This window comes from Mycobacterium sp. 852002-51961_SCH5331710, from assembly GCF_001665535.1.
GTDB lineage: Bacteria > Actinomycetota > Actinomycetes > Mycobacteriales > Mycobacteriaceae > Mycobacterium.
In genome coordinates this window covers 1-23,377 of the sequence record NZ_LZSQ01000049.1, presented here as the reverse complement: position 1 = coordinate 23,377, position 23,377 = coordinate 1, and the positions used below count along the sequence as shown (strand labels likewise).

Below are 23,377 nucleotides of genomic sequence, written 5' to 3'. Positions count from 1 at the left end.
GCGTAATCCGCAGCCACTGCGGGGTAGACGCAACGGAATTCGTTGACCAGGATGACGAGCCGGATTCGCGCGGCGGTGAATTCGCGGGTTCGTCGTGGTCGGCTGGTCGCCGGGCAAGGCCGCAATGGCACACTGGTCACTTATGGGTGCGCGCCCCTACCGGCGCTGCGCCGTGACCACAAGACCTAACGAAAGATTTCATCGCCATGGATTTGGTTGTCTTCCTCCCCCTGCTCATCGTGCTGGGTGCGTTCATGTTCTTCGCCTCGCGCCGACAGAAGAAGGCGATGCAGGCCACCATCGACCTGCACAATTCGCTTCAGATCGACGACCGCGTGCACACCACGTCCGGTCTGGTCGGAACCATCAAGGGCATCACCGACGATGAGGTGGAGCTCGAGATCGCGCCGGGTGTCGTCACCACCTGGATGAAGCTCGCGGTGCGTGACCGCATCACCGAGGACGACGAGTTCGACGACGACGAGCCCGAGTCGACCGCGGTCGAGCTCACCGAAAGCCCGAACACCAAGACCGACGGCTGAGTCCGCGGGCGGAAATCACAGCTCGAGCCCGTAGTCTTTGCGGTGCTGTGCTGACGGACCGATCTCGAGGAGACCTGACAAAACGTGGCATCGTCTTCGACGCCGGTGCACCCTGCCCGCTACCTGTCACTGTTCCTGGCGCTGCTCGTCGGCGCCTACTGCCTGGTCTTCCTGACCGGAGACAAGAAGGCCGAGCCCAAGCTCGGTATTGACCTGCAGGGCGGAACCCGCGTCACCCTGACCGCGCGCACGCCCGACGGCTCGCCGCCCACCCGCGAGGCGCTGAACCAGGCGCAACAGATCATCAACGACCGGGTCAACGGCCTCGGCGTGTCCGGTTCCGAGGTGATCATCGACGGCAACAACCTCGTGATCACGGTGCCCGGCAGCGAGAGCAGCGAGGCCCGCAACCTGGGCCAGACCGCGCGGCTGTACATCCGTCCCGTCGTGCACGTGATGCCCGCCGAGATGCCGGGTGAGACGGAGGGTCCGCCGGACGCGCCGCCGGGTGGTCCGATGCCCGGAATGCCGGGGATGCCGGGTGCGCCGGGCGCCGAACCGCCGGCCGGTCAGCAGCCGCCCGGTGGTGAACAGCCGCCCGCGCAGCCCGCGCCGCCGGGTGCGCCGCAGCCGCGGCCGTATCCGCAGGAGCCGCCGGCACAGCCGGCCCCGCCGCCACCTCCGCCACCTTCGCCGGCACCCGGCAGCCCCTCGCCGGCACCCGGGAGCCCCGCGCCGTCGCCGACACAGACCAAGCCGCCCTCACCCGAGGATGTTCCGCTGGCGCAGCGCATCGCCGACGAGAAGCAGTTGCGGCAGAGCACGGATCAGCAGATCCAGATCCTCGCCCTGCAGTTCCAGGCGACACGGTGCAATGAGGACGACGTCCTGGCGGGCAACGACGACCCGAACCTTCCGCTGATCACCTGCGGTCGGGACGGCAACGTGTATCTGCTGGACAAGTCAATCATCAACGGTGAGCAGATCGAAGACGCCACCTCGGGGCTCGACCAGCAGCGCGGCGAGTACGTCGTCAACCTCCAGTTCAAGGGCGAGGGCGCCAAGACCTGGGCAGACTTCACCGCCGCCAACGTCGGGACACAGACCGCGTTCGTGCTCGACTCGAAAGTGATGAGCGCACCGGAGATTCGGGAGGCGATCCCCGGCGGACGCACCCAGATCAGCGGCCAGTTCACCCAGCAGACGGCCCGCGAACTGGCCAACGTCCTCAAGTACGGTTCGCTGCCGCTGTCCTTCGAGTCGTCGGAGGCCGAAACCGTCTCCGCCACACTGGGTCTCTCGTCGCTGCGGGCGGGCTTGATCGCCGGTGCGGTCGGGCTGGCGCTGGTGTTGATCTACTCGTTGCTCTACTACCGGATGCTGGGGGTGTTGACCGCTCTGTCGCTGGTCGCGTCCGGCGCCATGGTCTACGCGATCCTCGTGCTACTCGGCAGATGGATCGGCTATACGCTCGACCTGGCGGGCATCGCCGGTCTGATCATCGGTATCGGTATGACGGCCGACTCGTTCGTGGTGTTCTTCGAACGCATCAAAGATGAGATCCGAGAAGGGCGTTCGTTCCGCTCGGCGGTGCCGCGAGGCTGGGCGAGGGCCCGCAAGACGATCGTGTCAGGCAACGCGGTGACGCTGCTGGCCGCGGCGGTGCTGTACGTCCTCGCGGTCGGACAGGTCAAGGGCTTCGCGTTCACCCTCGGGTTGACGACGATTCTCGACGTTGTCGTGGTGTTCCTCGTGACGTGGCCGCTGGTGTACCTGGCGTCGAAGTCGCCGACACTGGCCAAGCCTTCGCTGAACGGACTCGGTGCGGTGCAACAGATCGCCAGGGAGCGACGAGCGGCCGCGCACGCGACGGGACGGGACTAACTCATGGCGGCCAAGCAGTCATCGGAAGAACAGCAGACCGGCGCCGTGGAGGCGCCCGACATCGAATCGGCGACGCCGCATCACGGCTTCTTCGTCCGCCTCTACACCGGCACCGGTGCCTTCGAGGTCATCGGCAAACGCAAGCTCTGGTACATCGTCAGCGGTGTGATCGTCGCGGTGTGCGTGGCGAGCATGGTGTTGCGCGGCTTCACCTTCGGGATCGACTTCGAGGGCGGTACCAAGGTGTCGATGCCGAGCGTGACCGAGTCGGGCACCGTGACGACTCAGCAGGTCGAGGACGTGTTCAGCAAGACACTGGGTAAGAGCCCTGAGTCGGTGGTCGTCGTCGGCAGCGGCGGATCGGCCACCGTGCAGATCCGCTCCGAGACGCTGACCAACGAGGAGACCGAAGAGCTGCGCACCGCGCTCTTCGATGCCTTCAAGCCGAGGGGATCGGACGGGCAGCCGAGCAAGCTGGCCATCAGCGATTCGGCGGTGTCTGAGACGTGGGGCGGCCAGATCACGCAGAAGGCGTTGATCGCGCTGGTGGTGTTCCTGGTCCTCGCGACGCTGTACATCATGGTGCGCTACGAGCGCTACATGTCGATCGCGGCGATGGCGACGCTGGTGTTCGACCTGGTGGTCACCGCAGGCGTGTACTCGCTCGTCGGCTTCGAGGTCACCCCGGCGACGGTGATCGGTCTGCTGACCATCCTCGGCTTCTCGCTGTACGACACCGTCATCGTGTTCGACAAGGTCGAGGAGAACACCCACGGCTTCGAGCACACCACCCGCCGAACCTTCGCCGAACAGGCCAACCTCGCGGTCAACCAGACCTTCATGCGCTCGATCAACACCAGCCTCATCTCCGTGTTGCCGATCATCGCGCTGATGGTGGTGGCGGTCTGGCTGCTCGGCGTGGGCACGCTGATGGACCTGGCGCTGGTGCAGTTGGTCGGCGTCGTCGTCGGCACCTATTCGTCGATCTTCTTCGCGACGCCGCTGCTGGTGACGTTGCGCGAGCGGACCGACCTGGTGCGCAACCACACCCGTCGGGTGATGAACCGCCGCAAGAACGCGACGGCCCGGGCCGCCGAGGCCGACGAAGTCGACGAGCCGGAGACAGTCGGCGCCGCTGCGCGCGCCGAGTCCGCCGCACACGCGGACACCACACCACCGCCCGACAAACCCGCGCCGGGTGCGCGGCCGGTGCGGCCGACCAGCAGCCGGACCGGACGCCCGTCGGGCAAGCGCAACACCCGGCGGCGGTAGGACATGAGCGCCGGCATCCGGGCGGGCACCCGGCCCGCGAGGGAAGTGAGTCCGATCCGGCGTTGCGGCGTTCTGGCGGCCGTCCTGGTGCTCGCCGCGGCGTTGGCGTCGGCCTGTAGCCGCAGCCCCGCCGACAGCATCGACTACGCCGTCGACGGAACGCTGATCACCTACAACACCAACACCGTCGCCGGTGCCGCGTCGGGCGGCCCGCAGGCGTTCGCGCGGGTGCTGACGGGCTTCAACTATCACGGGCCCGACGGCCAGATCGTCGGCGATCACGACTTCGGAACCATCTCCGTCGTCGGCAGGCAACCGCTGGTGCTCGACTACGAGATCAACGCCGCGGCCGTCTATTCCGACGACAAGCCGGTCACGTGCGACGACCTCGTGTTGGCGTGGGCGTCGCAGTCCGGCCGGTTCCCGACCTTCGACGCCGCCAACCGCGCCGGTTACGGCGACATCGCCTCGGTGGACTGCGCACCGGGGCAGAAGAAGGCGCGGGTCTCGTTCGCCCCCGAGCGCGGTTTCGTCGACTTCGGCCAATTGTTCTCGGCGACGTCGATCATGCCGTCGCACGTCATCGCCGGCCAGCTGGGTCTCGGCGACGACGGCGTCACCCGGGCGATTCTGGAGAACGACGCTCCCGTAGTGGAGCGCATCGCCCAGGTCTGGAACACGGGCTGGAACCTCAAACCCGACGTCGACCTGAAGAAGTTCCCCTCATCGGGGCCGTACAAGCTGGACGAGGTGACCGAGGATGGTGCGGTCGTTCTCGTCGCCAACGACAAATGGTGGGGCGCGAAGCCCGTCACCGACAAGGTGACCGTGTGGCCGCGCGGCGCCGACATCCAGGAGCGCGTCAACCAGGGGTTTTACGACGTCGTCGACATCGCCACCGGCTCGTCGGGGACGCTGAACATGCCCGACGACTACGTGCGCACCGACGCCCCGTCGGCCGGGATCGAACAGCTCATCTTCGCGCCGCAGGGGCCATTGGCCGCGACGCCGGCCCGTCGTGCCCTGGCCCTGTGCACACCGCGCGACGTGATCGCCCGCAACGCCGAGCAGCCGATCGCCAACTCGCGGCTCAACCCGGCGACCGAGGACGCGTACAGCGCCGCCGAGGGAGGGCCCGAACCCGGGCAGTTCGTCGCGGCCAACCCCGATGCCGCGGGGGCCGCGCTCAACGCGCGTCCGTTGACCGTTCGCATCGGCTACCAGAGCCCCAACGCGCGGCTTGCGGCGACCGTGGGCACCATCGCCAAGGCGTGTGCGCCCGCCGGCATCACCGTCGAGGACGCTGCGAGCGACACTGTGGGCCCATTGTCGTTGCGTAACAACGAGATCGACGTGCTGTTGGCCAGCACGGGCGGCGCTGCGGGCAGCGGATCGACCGGATCGTCGGCGATGGACGCCTACCAGTTCCACACCGGCAACGGCAACAACCTGCCGCGCTACTCCAACCCGCAGGTCGACCGGGCCATCTCGGCCATGGCCATCACCAACGACCCGAAGGAAATGGCAAGGCTGCTCGGCGAGGGCGGGCCGGTGCTGTGGGGTGACATGCCTACGCTGCCGCTGTACCGGCAGCAGCGCACGGTGCTGACATCGAAGAAGATGTTCGCTGTGAGCAGTAATCCGACCCGGTGGGGCGCGGGGTGGAACATGGACCGTTGGGTGCTCGACCGGTGAACGCCGGTACCGAGGAGATCTCGGCGCTGATCGCGCGGATGATGCGCCAGGTGCCTGATTTCCCCGAACCCGGCGTCGCCTTCAAGGACCTCACCCCGTTGCTGGCCGACGCGCATGCGCTGGCCGCCGTCACCGATGCCCTCGCCGAATCCGCCCGTGGCGCCGACCTGGTGGCCGGGATCGACGCGCGGGGCTTCCTGCTCGGCGCGGCGGTCGCATTGCGCCTGGGCACAGGCGTATTGGCGATCCGCAAGGGCGGCAAACTCCCGCCGCCGGTGCTCAGCGAGACCTACGCGCTCGAATACGGCACCGCGACGCTGGAGATCCCGGCCGACGGCATCGACCTCGGCGGCCGCGACATCCTGATCATCGACGATGTGCTGGCCACCGGCGGCACCGCGGCCGCCGCCGTCAAGCTGCTGCAGCACGCGGGTGCGACGGTGACGGGCGCCGCGGTCCTGCTTGAGTTGACCGCGCTGCGCGGCCGTGAGGCGCTGGAACCGCTGCCGGTCACGTCGCTGCACCGGGTCTGAGGGATATCCTCGAAGGCGCGTACTGCGACGGCGCATCGGGCGCTCGCGAAAACCGGACCGGGGAGGTGACCATGGCCGAGGAACCCCGCACGGGTCAGGCCGTGCAGTCGCCGCCGACGGGAGCGCAGATCCCCGAAACACAGCCGCTGGAGACGCCGAAGGCGTCGGCGAGCGCGTCGCGCCGAGTACGGGCCCGGTTGGCCCGCCGGATGACATCGCAGCGCAGCGCGATCAACCCGGTGCTCGAGCCGTTGGTGGCCGTCCACAAGGAGATCTACCCGAAGGCCAATCTGCAGCTGTTGCAGCGTGCTTACGAGGTGGCCGAGCAGCGGCACGCTGATCAGCTGCGCCGCTCGGGTGACCCCTACATCACGCATCCGTTGGCGGTGGCCAACATCCTGGCCGAGCTCGGCATGGACACCACCACGCTGATCGCAGCGCTGCTGCACGACACCGTCGAGGACACCGGGTACACGCTCGAGGCGCTGACCGAGGAGTTCGGCACCGAGGTCGGTCATCTCGTCGACGGGGTGACCAAGCTGGACAAGGTCGCGCTGGGCACCGCCGCGGAGGGCGAGACCATCCGCAAGATGATCATCGCGATGGCGCGCGACGCCCGCGTGCTGGTGATCAAGGTGGCCGACCGGCTGCACAACATGCGCACGATGCGGTTCCTGCCGCCGGAGAAGCAGCAGCGCAAGGCCCGCGAGACGCTGGAAGTCATTGCCCCGCTTGCGCATCGGTTGGGCATGGCGACGGTGAAATGGGAGCTCGAGGATCTCGCGTTCGCGATCCTGCACCCGAAGAAGTACGAGGAGATCGTGCGGCTGGTCGCCGACCGCGCGCCGTCCCGCGACACCTACCTGGCCAAGGTGCGCGCCGAGATCAACTCGACGCTCACTGCGTCGAAGATCAACGCGATCGTGGAGGGCCGGCCCAAGCACTACTGGTCGATCTACCAGAAGATGATCGTAAAGGGTCGCGACTTCGACGACATCCACGACCTCGTCGGCGTGCGCATCCTGTGCGACGAAATACGGGACTGTTACGCGGCTTTGGGCGTCGTGCACTCGCTGTGGCAGCCGATGGCGGGTCGGTTCAAGGACTACATCGCTCAGCCGCGGTACGGCGTGTACCAGTCCCTGCACACGACGGTCGTCGGACCCGAGGGCAAACCGCTGGAAGTGCAGATCCGCACCCACGACATGCACAAGACCGCCGAGCTGGGGATCGCCGCGCACTGGCGCTATAAGGAGACCAAGGGCCGCAACGTCCCCAACCAGCACTCGTCGACCGAGATCGACGACATGGCCTGGATGCGGCAGCTTCTCGACTGGCAGCGGGAGGCCGCCGACCCCGGCGAGTTCCTGGAATCGCTGCGCTACGACCTTGCGGTGCAGGAGATCTTCGTGTTCACGCCCAAGGGTGACGTGATCACGCTGCCCACCGGGTCGACCCCGGTCGACTTCGCGTACGCGGTGCACACCGAGGTCGGTCACCGCTGCATCGGCGCTCGGGTGAACGGCCGACTCGTAGCACTGGAGCGCAAGCTCGAAAACGGCGAAGTGGTCGAGGTTTTCACATCCAAGGCGCCGAACGCCGGGCCGTCGCGCGACTGGCAGACCTTCGTGGTCTCGCCGCGTGCGAAGGCCAAGATCCGGCAGTGGTTCGCCAAGGAACGCCGCGAGGAGGCGCTCGAGGCCGGCAAGGACGCGATCGCGCGCGAAGTCCGCCGCGGCGGACTTCCGTTGCAGCGCTTGATGAATGCCGAATCGATGGGTGCGCTGGCCCGCGAACTGCGGTACGTCGACGTCTCGGCGCTCTACACTGCGGTGGGCGAGGGGCACGTGTCGGCGCGGCACGTGGTGCAGCGACTCGTCGCTCAGGTCGGTGGGGACGAGGAGGCCTCCGACGAACTCGCCGAGCGCTCCACGCCGGCGACGATGCCAGTGCGTCAACGCACCAGCGACGACGTCGGAGTCTCCGTGCCGGGCGCTCCGGGTGTGCTGACCAAGCTCGCCAAGTGCTGCACGCCGGTGCCGGGCGACAACATCATGGGTTTCGTTACGCGTGGCGGTGGGGTCAGCGTGCACCGCACCGACTGCACGAACGCCTCGTCGTTGCAACAGCAGTCGGAGCGCATCATCGACGTGAAGTGGGCGCCGTCGCCGTCGTCGGTGTTCCTGGTCGCCATCCAGGTCGAGGCGCTCGATCGGCACCGGTTGCTGTCGGATGTCACGCGGGTGCTGGCCGACGAGAAGGTCAACATCCTGTCCGCGTCGGTGACGACGTCGAACGACCGGGTGGCGATCAGCCGGTTCACGTTCGAGATGGGCGACCCGAAGCATCTCGGCCACGTGCTCAACGTGGTGCGCAACGTGGAGGGCGTGTACGACGTCTACCGGGTGACGTCCGCGGCGTGAGCCGTCACCGGGCAAATACCGCTGAACCGCGTCAATTTTTGCCGGGTCTGACATACTGCGACGATGCGGGCCGCGGTACTCGTCATTCTGGTCTCCCTCGGAGTCGTTCTGGTGGGGTGCGGGTCCACGATCAAGCCGGAAGGCGCCGCGAAATCCATCGTCGACCTCGTGTCTGAGCAGACCGGCTTCAAACCCACCGACGTGAAGTGCCCCGAGGGCGTCGAGGCCAAAGAAGGCGTGAAGTTCGAGTGCAAGTTCACTGGACCCGAGGGCGCCGAGTACACCGCGAACATGCGGGTGACCAAGGTCGAGGGCGACGATGTCGAGTTCTACATCGAGACCGCGCCGACGAAGTAGCGGGTCAATCCAGGCGGATCGATTCGATCCGCACGTCGGTCGCCGGCTTTCCGTCGTCGCTGCCGTCGGCGACACCCTTGGCCGCGATCTTGTCCAGCGTCGCCAGGCCGGTCTTGTCGATCGTGCCGAACACCGTGTACGTCGGCGGTAGCTCGGAGTCCGCGTAGACGAGGAAGAACTGGCTGCCGTTGGTGCCGACGCCCGCGTTGGCCATCGCCAGCGTCCCGCGCGGATAGCGGACGGGTGCGCGCAGCGCCGGGTCGCTCAACCGGTACTGGTTGGTCGGGTACTCGTTCGGGAACTGGTACCCGGGTCCGCCGGTGCCGGTGCCGCTGGGGTCGCCGCACTGCAGGACGCCGAGGGCGTCGTCGGTGGTCAGGCGGTGGCACGTGGTGCCGTCGTAGAAGCCCTGCTGGGCGAGGCTGGCGAAGTTGTTGACCGTGCAGGGGGATTTGGCGTTGTCCAGCTGCAGGCCGATGTTGCCCTGGTTCGTGGTCAGGCTGGCGCTGACGCGTTGCGGATCGATCGGCACGCGGCCGGTGCGCGGCGGCTTGGCCGGCTTGCTCGAGGGCTCTGACGTTCGCGGGTACTGGCAGTTCGAACCGAGCGTGGCGGGCGGGGCGAACTCGGGCAGCTCGTCGGTGGGCAATCCCGGCGTGGCGGTGACGTCGACCATGCCGTCGAGCCTTTCGAGGTCGCGGCCCACCGCCGCGAGGAAGACGACGCTGACGACGACGATCACCACCGTCAGGACCGTCACCAGGTATCCGATGACCAGCCCCGCGATCGCGATCCCGCGGCCCTCCTCGCCGGACTTCTTGATCTGCGACAGCGAGAGATGACCGAACACGATGCCCAGCGGCGCGAAGACGAACGCGCACACCAGTGCGGCGATGGCCAGCGTGTTGGTCTGCCTCGGCGGCGGATAGCCGTAGGGGTGCTGCGCCGGATAGCCGTACGGCGGTGGGGGACCGCCGTACGGCGGAGGCGCGGTCACGGTGTCAGTCCAGCAGGATCGACTTCACCGTGACCGGGGTGGCCGGTGCGCCGTCCTGGCCGCCACCCTCGATCCCGCCCTGCGCGATCTTGTCCAGCGTGGCCAGTCCGGTGTCGTCGACGCGGCCGAACACGGTGTAGTTCGGCGGCAGCTTCGAGTCCTGGTACACGAGGAAGAACTGGCTGCCGTTGGTGTTCGGACCGGCGTTCGCCATGGCCAGCGTGCCGCGCGGATAGGTGACCGGTTCCTGCAGCTTCGGGTCGTCGGGCTGGTACTGGTTGGTCGGATATTCGTTGGCGAACGAGTAACCCGGGGTACCGGTGCCCTTGCCGGTCGGGTCGCCGCACTGCAGCACCTTCAGCGAATCGGCGGTGGTCAGCCGGTGGCACGGGGTGTTGTCGAAGTAGCCCTGCTGGGCGAGGCTGGCGAAGCTGTTCACCGTGCACGGCGCCTTGCCGTTGTCGAGGAGCAGGCCGATGTTGCCCTGGTCGGTGGACATGCTGGCGCTGACCTCGGCGGGGTCGGTGGGCACCTTGCCGGCGCGCGGCGGGTTGACCTGCTTGGCGGCCTTTTCCGCCGACGCCGGGTACTCGCAGTTCTCGCCGAGTCCGGCCGGTGCGGCGAACGCCGCCAGCGCTCCGGGCTCCGTCGGTGCGGCCGACGTGGGGGAGGAGGTCTCGGTGGCGGCTGCGGTCTGGCCGTCAGAGTCGTCGTCCTTGGTGATGACGATGGTCGCGACCACGGCGGCGATCACGACGATCGCGGCGGCGACCGAGCCGATGATCGTGTACAGACGCCGCTTGCGTGCCTTTTCCGCGCGGCGTTCCAGCTGCCGCTCGAGCTTGCGCTTCGCCGTCGCCCGCCGCTGTTCGTTGGTCGGCACCGGTGATGACCTCCTCTTGTCAATCGATCGGGAACGAGTGTGCCAGGCATTGCTGAGTGTGGCGCCGCGACCCACGCCAACCGGTGGTGGGAAACTGGACGACGTGTTCATCACCGGGTTTGCGGCCGGCATGCTGGCGTGCAACTGCTACGTGCTGGCCCCGCGGGCCGGGGCCGACGCCATCGTCGTCGATCCCGGGCAGCGGGCGATGGGGCCGTTGCGCCGGATCCTCGACGAGCACCGTCTGACACCGGCGGCGGTGCTGTTGACGCACGGCCACATCGACCACATCTGGTCGGCGCAGAAGGTGGCGGACATGTATGGCTGCCCGGCGTTCATCCATCCCGAGGACCGGTTCATGCTGACGGACCCGATCAAGGACTTCGGTCGGGGCTTTCTCGGGGGGCTGGCCAGCTCCGCGTTCGGTGTGTTGTTCCGCGAGCCCAAGCAGGTCGTCGAGCTCGACAAGGACGGCGACAAGGTGGAGCTGGGTGGTGTCACCGTCACCGTCGACCACACGCCCGGGCACACCCGGGGGTCGGTGGTGTTCCGCGTCGAGGAGGGCATCGGGTCGGGGCCCGGCTCGATCGCGTTCACCGGCGATACCCTGTTCCGGCAGTCGGTGGGGCGTACGGACCTGCCGGGTGGCAGCGGTCGGGACCTGCTCGGCTCGATCGTCAACAAACTGTTGGTGCTCGACGACGACACCGTGGTACTACCGGGACACGGCCCGAAGTCCACGATCGGCGTCGAACGCCGCACCAACCCGTTCCTCGAAGGCTTGACCTAGTGAGCTTCAGTGAGTGATTTTCAGGCGCCCAAGGGCGTCCCGGACTACCTGCCGCCGGACTCGGCGCAATTCGTCGGCGTGCGCGACGGCCTGCTCGACACCGCGCGCCGGGCCGGCTACGGCGACGTCGAACTGCCGATCTTCGAGGACACCGCGCTCTTCGCCCGCGGCGTCGGCGAGTCGACCGACGTGGTGTCCAAAGAGATGTACACGTTCTCCGACCGCGGTGACCGGTCGGTCACGTTGCGGCCCGAGGGCACCGCGGGGGTGATGCGCGCCGTCATCGAGCACGGCCTGGACCGCGGCCCGCTGCCGGTCAAACTGTGCTACTCCGGGCCCTTCTTCCGCTACGAACGTCCGCAGGCCGGTCGCTACCGTCAGCTGCAGCAGGTGGGGGTGGAGGCCATCGGCGTCGACGACCCCGCCCTGGACGCCGAGGTGATCGCGGTCGCCGATGCGGGCTTCCGGTCGCTGGGGCTCGACGGGTTCCGGCTGGAAATCACCTCGCTGGGCGACGAGACCTGCCGTCCGCAGTACCGGGAACTGTTGCAGGACTTCCTGTTCAAGCTCGACCTCGACGAGGAGACACGGCGGCGCGCCGAGATCAACCCGCTGCGGGTGCTCGACGACAAGCGGCCCAAGATGCGCGAGATGACCGCCGACGCGCCGGTGATGCTCGATCACCTCTCGGATATCGCCAAACAGCACTTCGACACAGTGCTGGCGCATCTCGACGCTTTGGAGGTGCCTTACGTCATCAACCCGCGGATGGTGCGCGGGTTGGACTACTACACGAAGACGACGTTCGAGTTCGTGCACGATGGCCTCGGCGCGCAATCAGGCATCGGCGGCGGTGGTCGCTACGACGGGCTTATGGCGCAGCTCGGCGGAAAAGATCTCTCCGGCATAGGTTTTGGGCTCGGCGTGGACCGGACGCTGCTGGCGTTGAAGGCCGAAGGCAAGACCGTTGGCGGGACCGCTCGAGTCGACGTCTTCGGTGTCCCCCTGGGGGAGCAGGCCAAGTTGACGCTGTCGGTGCTGGGCGCGCGGCTGCGGGCGGCGGGTGTGCGCGTGGACCTGGCCTACGGCGACCGCGGCGTCAAGGGCGCGATGCGCGCCGCGGACCGTTCGGGTGCGGCGCTCGCGCTGGTGGCCGGCGATCGTGACATCGAAGCGGGCACGATCGGCGTGAAGAACCTCGCGACCGGGCAGCAGACGGACGTCCCGGTCGATGACGTCCTGACCGAAGTGCTGACGCGCCTCAACCGCGCCTAGTCCTGGCCTTGTTTGCGGGTCCTCAGACGCCGTGGACGGCAGCGCCGAGCACCCGGTCGATAGCGCCGACACCGCCACTGAACACGTTGCCGCGCATGATAATCCGTGTCGACGACGGAGTGACCACCACCAGCGTAGACGTCAGCAACCGCGACCTGCGCTCGAACCGCACCTCGTCCAGCGGGGCCACGATCTCACCCGCGCCGTCGCGGTAGACCTGGTACCGCCGCCGCGGAGCAAAGCCCTGAACGCCACTCCGCCGACGACGAACAGCGCCGCGCCGATCGCCGCCGAGGGCCACACCGTCGAATACGCAAACGCTCGGGACCCCGCTCGGCCACCACCACGGGGGCCCTGATCCGCCAGCGGTATGGGCTCGAGCGGTGCGCTCACGCAGAGCCGCGGGCGACCGAGTTCAGGAGTTCGTCGATATGCCCGACCCCACCGTCGAACGGGTTACCGCGCTTGAGCGTTTTCGTACCGCCGGGTGTGACGGCGACGAGTTTCGGTGAGCTGGAACCGATCTGGAACTTGCGCGCGAAGCGCACCTGATCGAGCTGCACCAGGGCGCCGCCGCGGTAGCTGAACAGGCCGAGCTTGCGATCCAGCACCGCGGCCGGCCGGCAATCGTGCAGCGGTCGGGTGCGGTACCGCCGGACCTTGCGGAGGACGAAGAACGCGGCCGCCGCCAGCGCCACGCTGACGGCCAGGAAGACGGCGCCCAGCGCCCGCGATGGGACACCGCCGATCAGCGCGACCAGCCCGAATCCCGCGACGACGATCGTCAGCACGCCAACGACGAACGCCAGCACCGTCAGGTGCCCCGTCCCGCGGTCCACGACCAGCACTCGACGTCCGTCGTCGGTGACGACAAGACCGCCGGTGTCGGCGAGTACTTGTGCTCCCGAAGCTGTGTCCACGGGTGCACTGTGCCACTTCGGCGGGCGCGAGCGTGCGTGAACTGTCGGAAATTCGCGGCGTGTCGTGTGCAAACACGCACGCTCGCGCAAACGGCTAGATGGCCATGGCGGCGCGGACGTCAGCTTCCGACGACGAGCCGCCCGTGTCGTCGGACGTCACGCGGCCGGCTTCGAGCACGTAGTAGTGCTGCGAGGACTCCAGCGCGAAACCGATGTGCTGTTCGACGAGCAGCACCCCCAGGTCGCCCCGCTCGGTCAGCGACGTGATCGCCGCTTCGATCTCGGCGACCACCGACGGCTGGATGCCCTCCGTGGGTTCGTCGAGGATCAGGCACTTCGGCGTCGTGATCAGTGCGCGGGCGATCGCCAACTGCTGACGTTGACCACCTGACAGCAGACCGGCGCGCCGGGTCAACAACTCCTTCAAAGCCGGAAACAGGTCGAGCTGCTCGTCGATGAGCCGCTTGCCGTTCTTGCGTCCGTCCGCGACGACTTGCAGATTCTCCATCGTGGTCAGCTGGCCGAACGACTGCTGGCCCTGCGGTACATAGGCCAACCCGCGCGCGACGCGTGCGCTCGGCCGCAGCTTGGTGATGTCCTCACCGTCGAAGAGCACCTTGCCCGCACTGCATTTGAGCAACCCGACCGCAGCGCGCAGCAGCGTGGTCTTCCCCGCACCGTTGTGCCCCATCACCGCGGCCACCCCGTCGTCGGGCACGTCGACGCTGACCCCGTGGATGACCTCCGAACGGCCGTAGCCGCAGCGCACGTCGACCAGTGACAGCATCTATGACTCCTCGATCATCTCGGCGGGCACATCGGCTGTGCCTGCTGCCGCGGTGCCGAGGTAGACCTCCTGCACCTTGGGATTGGCCTGCACCTGGGCGACCGATCCCTCGGCGATCACCTGGCCGCGGGCGAGCACGGTCACCGATGTGGCGAACGCCCGCATGAAGTCCATGTCGTGTTCGACGACGACGACGGTGCGCTGGGCACCGATGCGGCGCAACAGGTTTCCCGTTTCCTCGCGTTCCTCGTGGCTCATACCTGCGACGGGTTCGTCGAGCAGCAGCACGTCGGCGTTCTGCACCAGCAGCATGCCGATCTCCAGCCACTGCTTCTGCCCGTGGGCGAGCACCCCGGCCGGTTTGTCGGCCAGATCGGCCAGCCCGATGGTGTCGAGCGCCTCCTCGATCGCGGGCAGCACGCCCTTTCGCCGGCGCAGCAGCGTCCACGCCGATCGTTCCGCACCCGCGGCGATGTCGAGGTTCTGCAGCACGCTCAGCTGCTCGAACACGCTGGCCGTCTGGAATGTGCGCCCGACGCCGAGGCGGGCGATCTGGTGCACCTTGCGGCCGAGCAGTTCGACGCCGGACTTGTTGACCGACCCGGTGGCGTTCACCAGGCCGGTGATCGCGTCGATCACCGTGGTCTTGCCCGCGCCGTTGGGCCCGATCAGGAATCGCAAGTCACCCTGAAACAGGGTCAGGTCGACATCGCTGACCGCTTTGAAACCGTCGAAATCGACGGTGAGCCCCCGCACTTCGAGGTACTCGGTGCCCATGCCGACGTTGCCGCCGGCGACCGGCTCCACCTGGGTCATGTTGCTGCGCCCACCTTCTCGGTGTCGAGGTCCGCCTGCGGTTCCGGTGCCGGTCCGACGGGTTTGCGGGGCCGGCGTATGTGACGCCGTTTGAACAGCGCACCGAGACCGGCCAGGCCGGCCGGGAAGAAGCCGACGACGACGATGAACAGCAGGCCCTGCGCATAGGTCCACTCGGACGGGAACCGTTCGGAGAACAGGGTTTGCGCCCATGCCACCCCGATCGCGCCGAGCACCGGCCCCAGCAGCGTGGTGCGCCCGCCGATCGCGACACCGATCAGGAACGCGATCGACGGCAGGATGCCCACCTGCGACGGCGCGATGAACCCGACGATCGGTGCGAACAACGCGCCCGCGATGCTGGCGAACAGCGCCGCCACTGTGTAGGCGACCACCTTGATGTTCGCCGGGTCGTAGCCGAGGAAACGGACGCGTTCCTCACCGTCGCGAACCGCGACCAGCAGTTCGCCGTAGCGGCTCTGCATCAGCTGCCGCACCACCGCGACGACGGCGAGCAGCACACCCGCGGCGATGAAGTACAGCATCCGCCGGTTGGCCGGATCGGTCAGGGTGAACCCGAAGAACGTGCGAAACCTGTTGAGCCCGTTGCTGCCACCGAGGCCGGTCTGCCCAACGAGCAGGATCGCCAACGCGGCGGCCAGGGCCTGCGACAGGATCGCGAAGTACGCGCCCTTGACGCGACGCTTGAACACGCCGAGCCCGAGCGCCGCCGCGATCACCGTCGGCACGACGACGATCGCCAGCAGAGTAAACGCGGGGGAGGCGAACGGCTGCCAGTAGCCGGGTAATTCGCGAACGCCGGCGATCTGCATGAAGTCGGGCACATCGTCGCCGCGCAACTGGGCGTCGGCGATCTTGAGATGCATGCCCATCATGTAGCCGCCGAGCCCGAAGAACACCCCCTGGCCCAGGACGAGCATGCCGCCGCGGCCCCACGCCAGCCCGATGCCGACCGCGACGATCGCGAAGCACAGGAACTTGCCCAGCAGGCTCAGCCGGAAGTCCGACAAGACCGCGGGCGCGACACCGAACAGCAGCACCGCCGCGACCGCGAAACCGGCCCAGGTCTGCCATCGGCCCACGAAGGTTCTCACACGAGACTCCTTGTCCGGACAGTGAACAGGCCCTGCGGGCGAGCCTGAAGGAAGATCACGATGATCACGAAGACGATGACCTTCGCCAGCGATGCGGTGGTGTTGTATTCGATGAACGAGTTCAGGAAGCCCAGCGCGAACGCCGCGATCACCGTGCCCTTGATTTGGCCGAGGCCGCCGACAACGACCACCAGGAACGCGTCGATCAGATAGCTCTGCCCGATCGTCGGGCTGGTTGAACCGATCAACGTCAACGCGACACCGGCCACCGCCGCCAGGCCCGAGCCGATGAAAAACGTTGTGATGTCGGTCTTGCGGGACGAGATCCCGCTGGTCTCGGCCAGGTCCCGGTTCTGCACGACGGCGCGGATCCGCCGTCCCATCGGGCTCACCTTGAGCGCGGTGGCCAACGCCGCGACGCACGCGAGTGCCAGCACGAGGATGAAGATGCGCGTCTTGGGCACCACCGCCCCGAAGATCTCGACACCACCGGACAACCACACCGGTGCCACCACGTTGACCGCGGGAGCCCCGAAGATGTCACGGGCGACCTGCTGCAGGATCAGCCCGACGCCGAACGTCACCAGCAGAGTGTCCAGCGGCCGGTGGTACATCCGGCGGATGAGCGTGGTCTCCAGCAGCGCGCCCATCGCCCCGCCGATCAGAAACCCGACGACCAGCGAAATCAGCAGTGACGCACCGGCACTCGACACCACCTGCTGCACCACGTAGGCGGTGTAGCAGCCGGCCATGATTAACTCGCCGTGCGCCATGTTGATGACGCCCATCTGCCCGAACGTCAGCGACAACCCCAGGGCCGCCAGCAACAGGATCGAGCCGAGGCTCAATCCCGTTGCCAGCTGCCCGATCAGGACATCCATCTTCGACTCAGCTGGACAGGCCGGCCGCCCACGGGTAGCCCTTGAGGTAGGGGTCCGGTTCGATCGGTCCCGGCGACTCCCAGATCGTGTAGATCAGCCCGTCGGGCCGGATCTCGCCGATGCGGGCGGTCTTGGTGATGTGGTTGTTGTCGCCATCGATCTGCACCAGGCCCTCCGGGGCGTTGAACTGAACGCCGCCGGCGGCTTTCTGCACATCGGGAACCGCGAACGAGTTGGCCTTCTCGACAGTGTTTTTCCACAGATAGACCGAGACGTAGGCCGCCTCCATGGGATCCGACGTCGGCTTGTCGGCGCCGAACTTGGCCTTGTAGGCCTCGACGAACGCCTTGTTCTCCGGGCTGTCGATGGTCTGGTAGTAGTCCCAGGCCACCAGTTGGCCAGTGATGTTCTGGATACCGATGCCGCCGACCTCTTCCTCGGCGATCGACACCGACACCACCGGCATGGCCTCCGGGGTCAGGCCCACGTTCTTGTACTCACGGAAGAAGGCCACGTTCGAATCGCCGTTGAGCGTGTTGAACACGGCGTCGGCACCGGCGGTGCGGACCTTGTTGACGATGGTCGAGAAGTCCGTCGACCCCAGCGGCGTGTAATCCTCGCCCTTGATCTCGATGCCGTTGGCGCCGGCGTACGCCTTGATGATCCGGTTGGCGGTCTGCGGGAAGACGTAGTCACTGCCGACCAGATACAGCGACTTGACGCCCTTCTCCTTCAGGTAGTCCAGCGCCGGGACGATCTGCTGGTTGGTGGTGGCGCCCGTGTAGAAGATGTTCTTCGACGACTCCAGGCCCTCGTACTGCACGGGGTAGTACAGCAGCGAGTTGGCGCTCTCGAAGACCGGCAGCATGGCCTTGCGCGACGACGACGTCCAGCCGCCGAACACCGCCGCGACGCAGTCGCTGCTGATCAGCTTCTCGGCCTTCTCCGCGAACACCGTCGGCTCGGACGCGCCGTCCTCGCCGACGAGCTGGATCTGCTTGCCCAGCACACCACCGGACGCGTTGATCTGCTCGACCGCGAGGTCGATGGCGTGGCGCACGGTCACTTCGGAAATGGCCATCGTGCCCGACAACGAGTTCAGTGCGCCCACTTTGATCGTCGGGGCGGACGTGTCGACACACGATTGGGCGTTTGCCGAATCCGACTCGGTGGCCTTGCTTCCGCAGCCGGCCAGCACCAGACTCGTCGCCGCGACTATTCCGCCGGCAACGAGGGCGGAGCGTCTCACCGAGGACCGTCGTGGAAGTCGCATGAACAGCCTTTCCCTATATATCCGCAGCGCACATCGGCGATGAGCGTCAGGTCGAGTGCGAGTGTCCCGACCTTGCGTGGTTGTCGAATCGGGACGTTAGAGCGGCGAAGTTTCTGGGAAATGTCTGCGTGTGACGAACAAATTAACCGTGACTTCGTCGCAGGTCGTTTGCCGTCGGGAGGCGTCAGCAGAGGGTGGGGAGTCGGCGGTAACGGTTTGGTACCGTCCGGCGATGTGACGAACATGCGAACAGCTACAGCCAAGGTCGGGGCGGCGTTCATGGTTGCCGCGGCGTCAGTCGCGGTCAGCCATGCGACCGCCGATGCCCAGTCGGAAGGCCATGTGGTCCGGTACACGCTGACGTCAACGGCGCCCGCCGACTTCCAGCTCAACTATCTGATTGCGCAGCCTCCGAACAAGCAGGCCTACAACGCCGACGCGTATGCGTACCTGAAGAAGGAGGAAGTGGTCCTTCAGCCGGGCGTGCCGTGGGTGTTCGAGACGACGATGGAGGACCCGCAGTGGGGAATCCTCACCGCCAGCACCGGCGTCCACGCCATGCAGGCCTCTCCGAACCCGCACTGCGAGATCGCGATCGACGGCCAGGTCGCGGTGCAACAGGACGGCACCTACACGGTGCAGTGCCAACTGAGCCAGTGGTGACGGCGCTGCGATAGGTCAGTCGGCCACGGCCTGGAGTTCGGACAATCCGCTCAACGTGGGTGGCAGCGGCTCGGTGTGCAGCACACCGAGCCGTTGTGTCGCCCGGGTGAGCGCGACGTACAGATCGGCCGCGCCCCGCGGACCGTCGGCAAGGATCCGGTTCGGCTCCACGACGAGCACCGCGTCGAACTCCAATCCCTTGGTTTCCGACGGTGTTACGACGCCGTCCATCCCTGCCGGCCCGATCACGACACTGGTGCCCTCGCGGTTCTCCTCGTCGCGCCGGAACTCGTCGATCGCGGCGGGTAGTTCGTCGCCGCCCACGAGCCGCGCCCACGGCCGAACACCGCATGCGCGAACCGATTCGGGCGCCCGCACATCGGGGGCGAACTCGGCCAGCAGGCCGGCCGCGACCTCCATGATCTCGGCGGGCGTGCGGTAGTTCACCGACAGCGGTCGGTAGACCCAGCGACCGGGCACGTACCGATCGAGCACCGCCCCCCATGACCTCGCGCCCGCCGCCGAGCGCCGCTGCGCGAGATCGCCCACCACGGTGAAGGACTTGCTGGGGCAGCGGCGCATCAGCACACGCCAATCCATTTCGGACAGTTCCTGCGCCTCGTCGACGACGACGTGTCGGTATGTCCAATCACGGTCTGCCGCAGCGCGTTCGGCGACGTCGCGGTTGTCGCGTTCGACGAACCGTTCGGCGAGGTCCTCGGCGTCGAGCAGGTCGGCGGCGATCAGATGGTCCTCGTCGTCCATCAGGTCCTCGCGGGCCACCATCAGGTCCAGGACGCCGGCCGCGTAGGCGGCCTCCTCCTGCCGTTCCTTTTCGGCGGGATCGGGTTTGATCCCGCCGAGCATGTCGACCAGTTCGTCGAGCAGCGGCACATCCGACACCGTCCACGCGTCACCTTCGGCGCGCAGCAGGCACTCGTCCGCACCCGCGGCGCGAAGTCGTTCGGGCGATTCGTAGAGCCCGGCCAGCAGCGCCTCGGGCGTCAACTCGGGCCACAGCTCGTCGAGCGCGGCCCGGAACGCGTCGTGGTCGTCGAGTTCGTCGATCAACTCGGCGCGCAGGTGTTCCCACGCCGCCTTGTCATCGCGGGTCAGCCAGCCCTTGCCGATGCGGGCGATCGCGCGCTCGGTGAGCACCCAGGTGATGACGTCGACGAACACCGCGCGGGCGTCGTTGTGCGGTGAGCCGCTGTCCCGCGCTTCCTGGATGGCCCACTCGGCGGTCTCCGCGTCGATCCGCACGGTGACGTCGGCCAGCTTGATCGGTATGGGCTCGACGGGCACGCGCTGCCGGTCGGCGATCGCGGCGGCCAGCACGTCGAGCATCTGCAGCGACCCCTTCACCCGCGCGGCGTCGGCAGCGTCCTGCTTTGTGACGCGCAGGCCGGGAACGAGGTCGCCGGTCGTCATGAAGACGACGTTCGTCTCGCCCAGCGAGGGCAGCACCCGGTCGATGTGCCGCAGGAACGCGGTGTTCGGGCCGATCACCAGGACGCCGTGGCGCTCCATCAGCTCCCGCTGCGTGTAGAGCAGGTATGCGACGCGGTGCAGCGCGACGACGGTCTTGCCTGTGCCGGGGCCGCCCTCGATCACCAACACACCCGGGTGATCGAGCCGGATGATCTCGTCCTGTTCGGCCTGGATGGTCGCGACGATGTCGCGCATACCGTCGCCGCGTGGTGCGTTGACGGCGGCCAGCAGCGCCGCGTCGCCCTGCGCGCCCTCGGTGGGCCTGCCGAGGGTCTCGTCGGTGAAATCGGTGATGCGCCGACCGATCGAGTGGAACTGGCGACGCCGTCGCATGCCCTCGGGGTGGGCGGCGGTCGCGACGTAGAAGGGGCGCGCCGCGGGGGCTCGCCAGTCGAGCAGCAGCGGTTCGTATTCGTGGGCTTCGTCCATCAAGCCGATCCGGCCGATGTAGAGGCGCTCATCGGCGACGCTGTCGAGGCGGCCGAAGCACAGCCCGTGGTCGGCGACGTTGAGCCGGTTCATCCGCTTGGCCACCGCGCGGACCTCGGCGTCGCGGTCGACGAGGGAGCCGCCGTCACCGCGCAGTGCCGCGTCGTAGTGGTTGCGCACCCGGGTGCGCTCGGCGTCGAGGCGCGCGTACAGGTCGTCGATGTAGCGCTGCTCGGATGCCAGTTCGTCGTCGTAGCCCTCGGTCGGCACACCGCCCCTTTCTCTCGGGTCACCGCCGGCTCGCGCGCGCGCGTCGACCTTGACATCGTATCGAACGTGAGTTCGAATCGAGTGTATGCGGTGGGATGGTCAGGGTGTCGGCGTCGACGACGGCGCGCTGCCCGGACTGCAGCGTATCGGTTTCGTGCGCAGCGTGCGGACGCCGCAGTTCGAGGGCATCACCTTCCATGAGGTGCTGTGCAAGTCGGCGCTCAACAGGGTGCCGAACGCGTCGATGTTGCCGTTCCGGTTCACGGTCAACGGTTACCGCGGATGCTCACACGCCTGCCGCTACTGCTTCGCGCGACCCACGCACGAGTATCTCGATCTGAACCCCGGCAGCGACTTCGACAGCGAGGTCGTGGTCAAGACCAACGTCGTCGACGTGCTGCGCCGCGAACTGTCGCGGAGGTCGTGGCAACGCGAGACGGTGGCGCTGGGCACCAACACCGATCCGTACCAGCGGGCCGAGGGGCGCTACGCGCTCATGCCGGGGATCATCGCGGCGCTGACCGACTCCGGCACACCGTTCTCGATCCTGACCAAGGGCACGCTGCTGCGCCGCGATCTGCCGCTGATCAGCGAGGCGGCCCGTCAAGTCGACGTCAGCGTGGCGGTCTCGCTCGCAATCGGGGATCCCGTGCTGCACAAGGACGTCGAACCGGGTACGCCGTCACCGCAGGCGCGCCTCGGAATGATCGCTGCCATCCGAGAGGCCGGGCTGGACTGCCATGTGATGGTGGCGCCGGTGCTTCCGTATCTGACGGATTCGGTCGAGCATCTCGACGGTCTACTCGCCGAGATCGCCGCGGCGGGCGCAACCGGTGTCACCGTGTTCGGGCTGCACCTGCGCGGTTCGACGCGCGGTTGGTTCATGGACTGGCTGGCCGGCTCGCACCCCGAGCTGGTGCCGAAGTACCGCGAGCTGTACCGCCGCGGCGCTTATCTGCCGTCGGACTATCGAAAGATGTTGCACGACAGGGCGGCACCGCTCGTCGCCAAGCACCGGCTGGCACCCGACCGTCGCTCGTTTCGCGCCGCGGACCCACAGCCCGCGTATGCGCCCGCTCCGGCCGGGGCCCTACAACCCACGCTTTTCTAGCGCGAGCTTTCTAGCGCGCGAACTTTTCTAGCGCGAACAGACGCAAAACTGCCCAAAAATGCCGGGCGATTTCTAGTGCTTGATGCAACAGCCTCTAGTTGAGGGGTTGTATGAGAGTTCCGCGGTATCCGTTTGTGGGTCGTCGGTTCTGGGCGTTGATCGCCGAAGGGGTTTCGCCTTTTGCCGCCGGGGAAGCGGTGGGCGTGTCGAAGCACACTGCGTGGGGGTGGTTTGCTGACGCTGGTGGTGTGAAGCCACGATTCAGTGATGTGTCCGCTAGCCGAGCGCGACCCCGTTTGACGCTTGAAGAGCGTGAGGAGATTCAAGACGGGGTGGCTCGTCAGGAGTCGATTCGTTTCATCGCACGTCGGCTGGGCCGCCATCCCAGCACGGTGATGCGTGAGATTGAGCGCAATGCCAGTGTCGGTGGTGGTCGGTATCGGGCGCGGCATCGGTTCGGGGCGCCGTGGCGTGGTGGTTGGGAGTGCGTGCCGCGATATCGGGCCCATACCGCCCATGTACGAGCCCACGACCGGGCACGCCGCTCGGCGCCGGGCAAGTTGGCCACCAACACGCGGTTGCATGATGAGGTGCAGGCTCGGTTGGATGAGCAGCACAGTCCCGCCCAGATCTCACGTCGGTTGCGGCTGGACTTTGCCGATGATGCCGAGATGCGGGTGTCCCACGAGATGATCTACCAAGCGATTTATGTTCAGGGCAAAGGCAATCTGCGTCGCGAGTTGCATACCTGCCTGCGTACTGGGCGGGCGCTGCGTAAGCCGCGGCGCCGCCCCGAGGAACGCCGTGGGCGGCTGCGCGACATGGTCAACATCAGCCAGCGACCGCCTGAAGCCGCCGACCGCGCCGTGCCCGGGCATTGGGAGGGCGACCTCATCCTGGGCAGCACGGCGTCGGGCTCGGCGATCGGCACTCTTGTGGAACGCACGACGAGGTTCGTCATGCTGCTGCA

At 67.4% G+C, this 23,377-nt stretch carries 22 protein-coding genes and 1 pseudogene; 13 read left to right on the top strand and 10 right to left on the bottom strand.

Going from position 1 to position 23,377, the window contains the following annotated elements; all coding sequences use genetic code 11:
* Positions 1–206 precede the first annotated feature (206 nt).
* From yajC to A5752_RS08110, 8 genes and pseudogenes are all read left to right on the top strand, one after another.
* A complete protein-coding gene (yajC, locus tag A5752_RS08140) occupies positions 207–542 on the top strand; it encodes a preprotein translocase subunit YajC (RefSeq protein ID WP_067084093.1) in 336 nt (111 codons plus the stop codon).
* Positions 543–626: 84 nt separating this feature from the next.
* Positions 627–797: pseudogene (locus A5752_RS28280) on the top strand (hypothetical protein); the annotation flags it as partial.
* Positions 780–2,426 (top strand): protein translocase subunit SecD, encoded by a 1,647-nt coding sequence (secD, locus tag A5752_RS08135; protein ID WP_502686703.1) that lies wholly within the window; start codon positions 780–782, stop codon positions 2,424–2,426. The pseudogene A5752_RS28280 and the gene secD, both read left to right, overlap by 18 nt.
* A gap of 3 nt (positions 2,427–2,429) precedes the next feature.
* Entirely contained in the window at positions 2,430–3,698 is a 1,269-nt protein-coding gene (secF, locus tag A5752_RS08130; RefSeq protein WP_067084089.1) for a protein translocase subunit SecF, read from the top strand.
* Positions 3,699–3,701: 3 nt separating this feature from the next.
* Positions 3,702–5,393, top strand: a complete 1,692-nt coding sequence (locus A5752_RS08125) for an ABC transporter substrate-binding protein (protein WP_082963802.1) — start codon at positions 3,702–3,704, stop codon at positions 5,391–5,393.
* Entirely contained in the window at positions 5,390–5,926 is a 537-nt protein-coding gene (locus A5752_RS08120) for an adenine phosphoribosyltransferase (protein WP_286144642.1), read from the top strand. The genes A5752_RS08125 and A5752_RS08120 overlap by 4 nt, the downstream gene beginning before the upstream one ends.
* A 71-nt stretch (positions 5,927–5,997) precedes the next feature.
* Positions 5,998–8,349 (top strand): RelA/SpoT family protein, encoded by a 2,352-nt coding sequence (locus tag A5752_RS08115; protein WP_067084087.1) that lies wholly within the window; start codon positions 5,998–6,000, stop codon positions 8,347–8,349.
* Between the two features lie 63 nt (positions 8,350–8,412).
* Entirely contained in the window at positions 8,413–8,706 is a 294-nt protein-coding gene (locus A5752_RS08110) for a DUF4333 domain-containing protein (RefSeq protein WP_067084086.1), read from the top strand.
* Positions 8,707–8,710: 4 nt separating this feature from the next.
* Here the strand turns inward: A5752_RS08110 and A5752_RS08105 are convergent, their stop codons facing one another.
* Positions 8,711–9,703 (bottom strand): peptidylprolyl isomerase, encoded by a 993-nt coding sequence (locus tag A5752_RS08105; protein ID WP_067084085.1) that lies wholly within the window; start codon positions 9,701–9,703, stop codon positions 8,711–8,713.
* Positions 9,704–9,707: 4 nt separating this feature from the next.
* Positions 9,708–10,586: a peptidylprolyl isomerase gene (locus A5752_RS08100; protein WP_067084084.1), complete on the bottom strand. Its 879-nt coding sequence runs from the start codon at positions 10,584–10,586 to the stop codon at positions 9,708–9,710.
* Positions 10,587–10,689: 103 nt separating this feature from the next.
* On the opposite strand from A5752_RS08100, the gene A5752_RS08095 reads away from it, so the two are divergent.
* Both A5752_RS08095 and hisS read left to right on the top strand, forming a co-directional pair.
* The gene (locus A5752_RS08095) at positions 10,690–11,376 is read left to right on the top strand and encodes an MBL fold metallo-hydrolase (protein WP_067084185.1); all 687 of its coding nucleotides are present in this window, start codon (positions 10,690–10,692) and stop codon (positions 11,374–11,376) included.
* A 9-nt stretch (positions 11,377–11,385) separates the two neighbouring features.
* Complete coding sequence (gene hisS, locus A5752_RS08090; protein WP_067084082.1) at positions 11,386–12,651, top strand: histidine--tRNA ligase; 1,266 nt, start codon at positions 11,386–11,388, stop codon at positions 12,649–12,651.
* Between the two features lie 22 nt (positions 12,652–12,673).
* Here hisS and A5752_RS27445 read toward each other — a convergent pair whose 3' ends face one another.
* The 7 genes from A5752_RS27445 to urtA all read right to left on the bottom strand — a co-directional run bounded on the left by A5752_RS27445 (position 12,674) and on the right by urtA (position 18,443).
* Positions 12,674–12,841 (bottom strand): hypothetical protein, encoded by a 168-nt coding sequence (locus tag A5752_RS27445; RefSeq protein WP_156613707.1) that lies wholly within the window; start codon positions 12,839–12,841, stop codon positions 12,674–12,676.
* Positions 12,842–13,040: 199 nt separating this feature from the next.
* On the bottom strand, positions 13,041–13,571 hold the full coding sequence (locus tag A5752_RS27715; protein ID WP_197500570.1) for a hypothetical protein: 531 nt from the start codon (positions 13,569–13,571) through the stop codon (positions 13,041–13,043).
* A 94-nt stretch (positions 13,572–13,665) separates the two neighbouring features.
* Positions 13,666–14,358 carry an urea ABC transporter ATP-binding subunit UrtE gene (urtE, locus tag A5752_RS08075; RefSeq protein WP_067084077.1) on the bottom strand — a complete coding sequence of 231 codons (693 nt, stop codon included), beginning with the start codon at positions 14,356–14,358 and terminating at the stop codon, positions 13,666–13,668.
* Positions 14,359–15,174 (bottom strand): urea ABC transporter ATP-binding protein UrtD, encoded by an 816-nt coding sequence (gene urtD, locus A5752_RS08070; protein WP_067084076.1) that lies wholly within the window; start codon positions 15,172–15,174, stop codon positions 14,359–14,361. It abuts the gene before it with no gap.
* Positions 15,171–16,289 (bottom strand): urea ABC transporter permease subunit UrtC, encoded by a 1,119-nt coding sequence (gene urtC / locus A5752_RS08065; RefSeq protein WP_067084074.1) that lies wholly within the window; start codon positions 16,287–16,289, stop codon positions 15,171–15,173. Before urtC ends, urtD begins: the two co-directional genes overlap by 4 nt.
* Entirely contained in the window at positions 16,286–17,170 is an 885-nt protein-coding gene (gene urtB, locus A5752_RS08060) for an urea ABC transporter permease subunit UrtB (protein ID WP_067084073.1), read from the bottom strand. The genes urtC and urtB overlap by 4 nt, the downstream gene beginning before the upstream one ends.
* Positions 17,171–17,177: 7 nt before the next feature.
* The gene (urtA, locus tag A5752_RS08055; RefSeq protein WP_067084072.1) at positions 17,178–18,443 is read right to left on the bottom strand and encodes an urea ABC transporter substrate-binding protein; all 1,266 of its coding nucleotides are present in this window, start codon (positions 18,441–18,443) and stop codon (positions 17,178–17,180) included.
* 243 nt (positions 18,444–18,686) lie between these two features.
* On the opposite strand from urtA, the gene A5752_RS08050 reads away from it, so the two are divergent.
* Entirely contained in the window at positions 18,687–19,106 is a 420-nt protein-coding gene (locus A5752_RS08050) for an Rv2576c family protein (protein WP_231967462.1), read from the top strand.
* A 15-nt stretch (positions 19,107–19,121) separates the two neighbouring features.
* Here the strand turns inward: A5752_RS08050 and helR are convergent, their stop codons facing one another.
* Positions 19,122–21,296, bottom strand: a complete 2,175-nt coding sequence (gene helR / locus A5752_RS08045) for an RNA polymerase recycling motor ATPase HelR (RefSeq protein WP_197500569.1) — start codon at positions 21,294–21,296, stop codon at positions 19,122–19,124.
* Between the two features lie 85 nt (positions 21,297–21,381).
* Between helR and A5752_RS08040 the strand changes: the two genes are divergently transcribed.
* Both A5752_RS08040 and A5752_RS08035 read left to right on the top strand, forming a co-directional pair.
* Positions 21,382–22,407 (top strand): Rv2578c family radical SAM protein, encoded by a 1,026-nt coding sequence (locus tag A5752_RS08040; RefSeq protein ID WP_067084070.1) that lies wholly within the window; start codon positions 21,382–21,384, stop codon positions 22,405–22,407.
* 110 nt (positions 22,408–22,517) lie between these two features.
* Positions 22,518–23,377 (top strand): IS30 family transposase (locus A5752_RS08035; protein WP_353612296.1); only part of this gene is annotated, 860 nt, incomplete at its 3' end.

Excerpts from the sequence above, each read along its gene's own strand:
- urtA (WP_067084072.1), bottom strand. The coding sequence starts at position 18,443 with ATGCGACTTCCACGACGGTCCTCGGTGAGACGCTCCGCCCTCGTTGCC.
- A5752_RS08110 (WP_067084086.1), top strand. The coding sequence starts at position 8,413 with ATGCGGGCCGCGGTACTCGTCATTCTGGTCTCCCTCGGAGTCGTTCTG.
- A5752_RS08050 (WP_231967462.1), top strand. The coding sequence starts at position 18,687 with ATGCGAACAGCTACAGCCAAGGTCGGGGCGGCGTTCATGGTTGCCGCG.
- A5752_RS08040 (WP_067084070.1), top strand. The coding sequence starts at position 21,382 with ATGCGGTGGGATGGTCAGGGTGTCGGCGTCGACGACGGCGCGCTGCCC.
- urtE (WP_067084077.1), bottom strand. The coding sequence starts at position 14,358 with ATGCTGTCACTGGTCGACGTGCGCTGCGGCTACGGCCGTTCGGAGGTC.
- secF (WP_067084089.1), top strand. The coding sequence starts at position 2,430 with ATGGCGGCCAAGCAGTCATCGGAAGAACAGCAGACCGGCGCCGTGGAG.
- A5752_RS08125 (WP_082963802.1), top strand. The coding sequence starts at position 3,702 with ATGAGCGCCGGCATCCGGGCGGGCACCCGGCCCGCGAGGGAAGTGAGT.
- urtB (WP_067084073.1), bottom strand. The coding sequence starts at position 17,170 with ATGGATGTCCTGATCGGGCAGCTGGCAACGGGATTGAGCCTCGGCTCG.
- A5752_RS08115 (WP_067084087.1), top strand. The coding sequence starts at position 5,998 with ATGGCCGAGGAACCCCGCACGGGTCAGGCCGTGCAGTCGCCGCCGACG.
- yajC (WP_067084093.1), top strand. The coding sequence starts at position 207 with ATGGATTTGGTTGTCTTCCTCCCCCTGCTCATCGTGCTGGGTGCGTTC.
- urtD (WP_067084076.1), bottom strand. The coding sequence starts at position 15,174 with ATGACCCAGGTGGAGCCGGTCGCCGGCGGCAACGTCGGCATGGGCACC.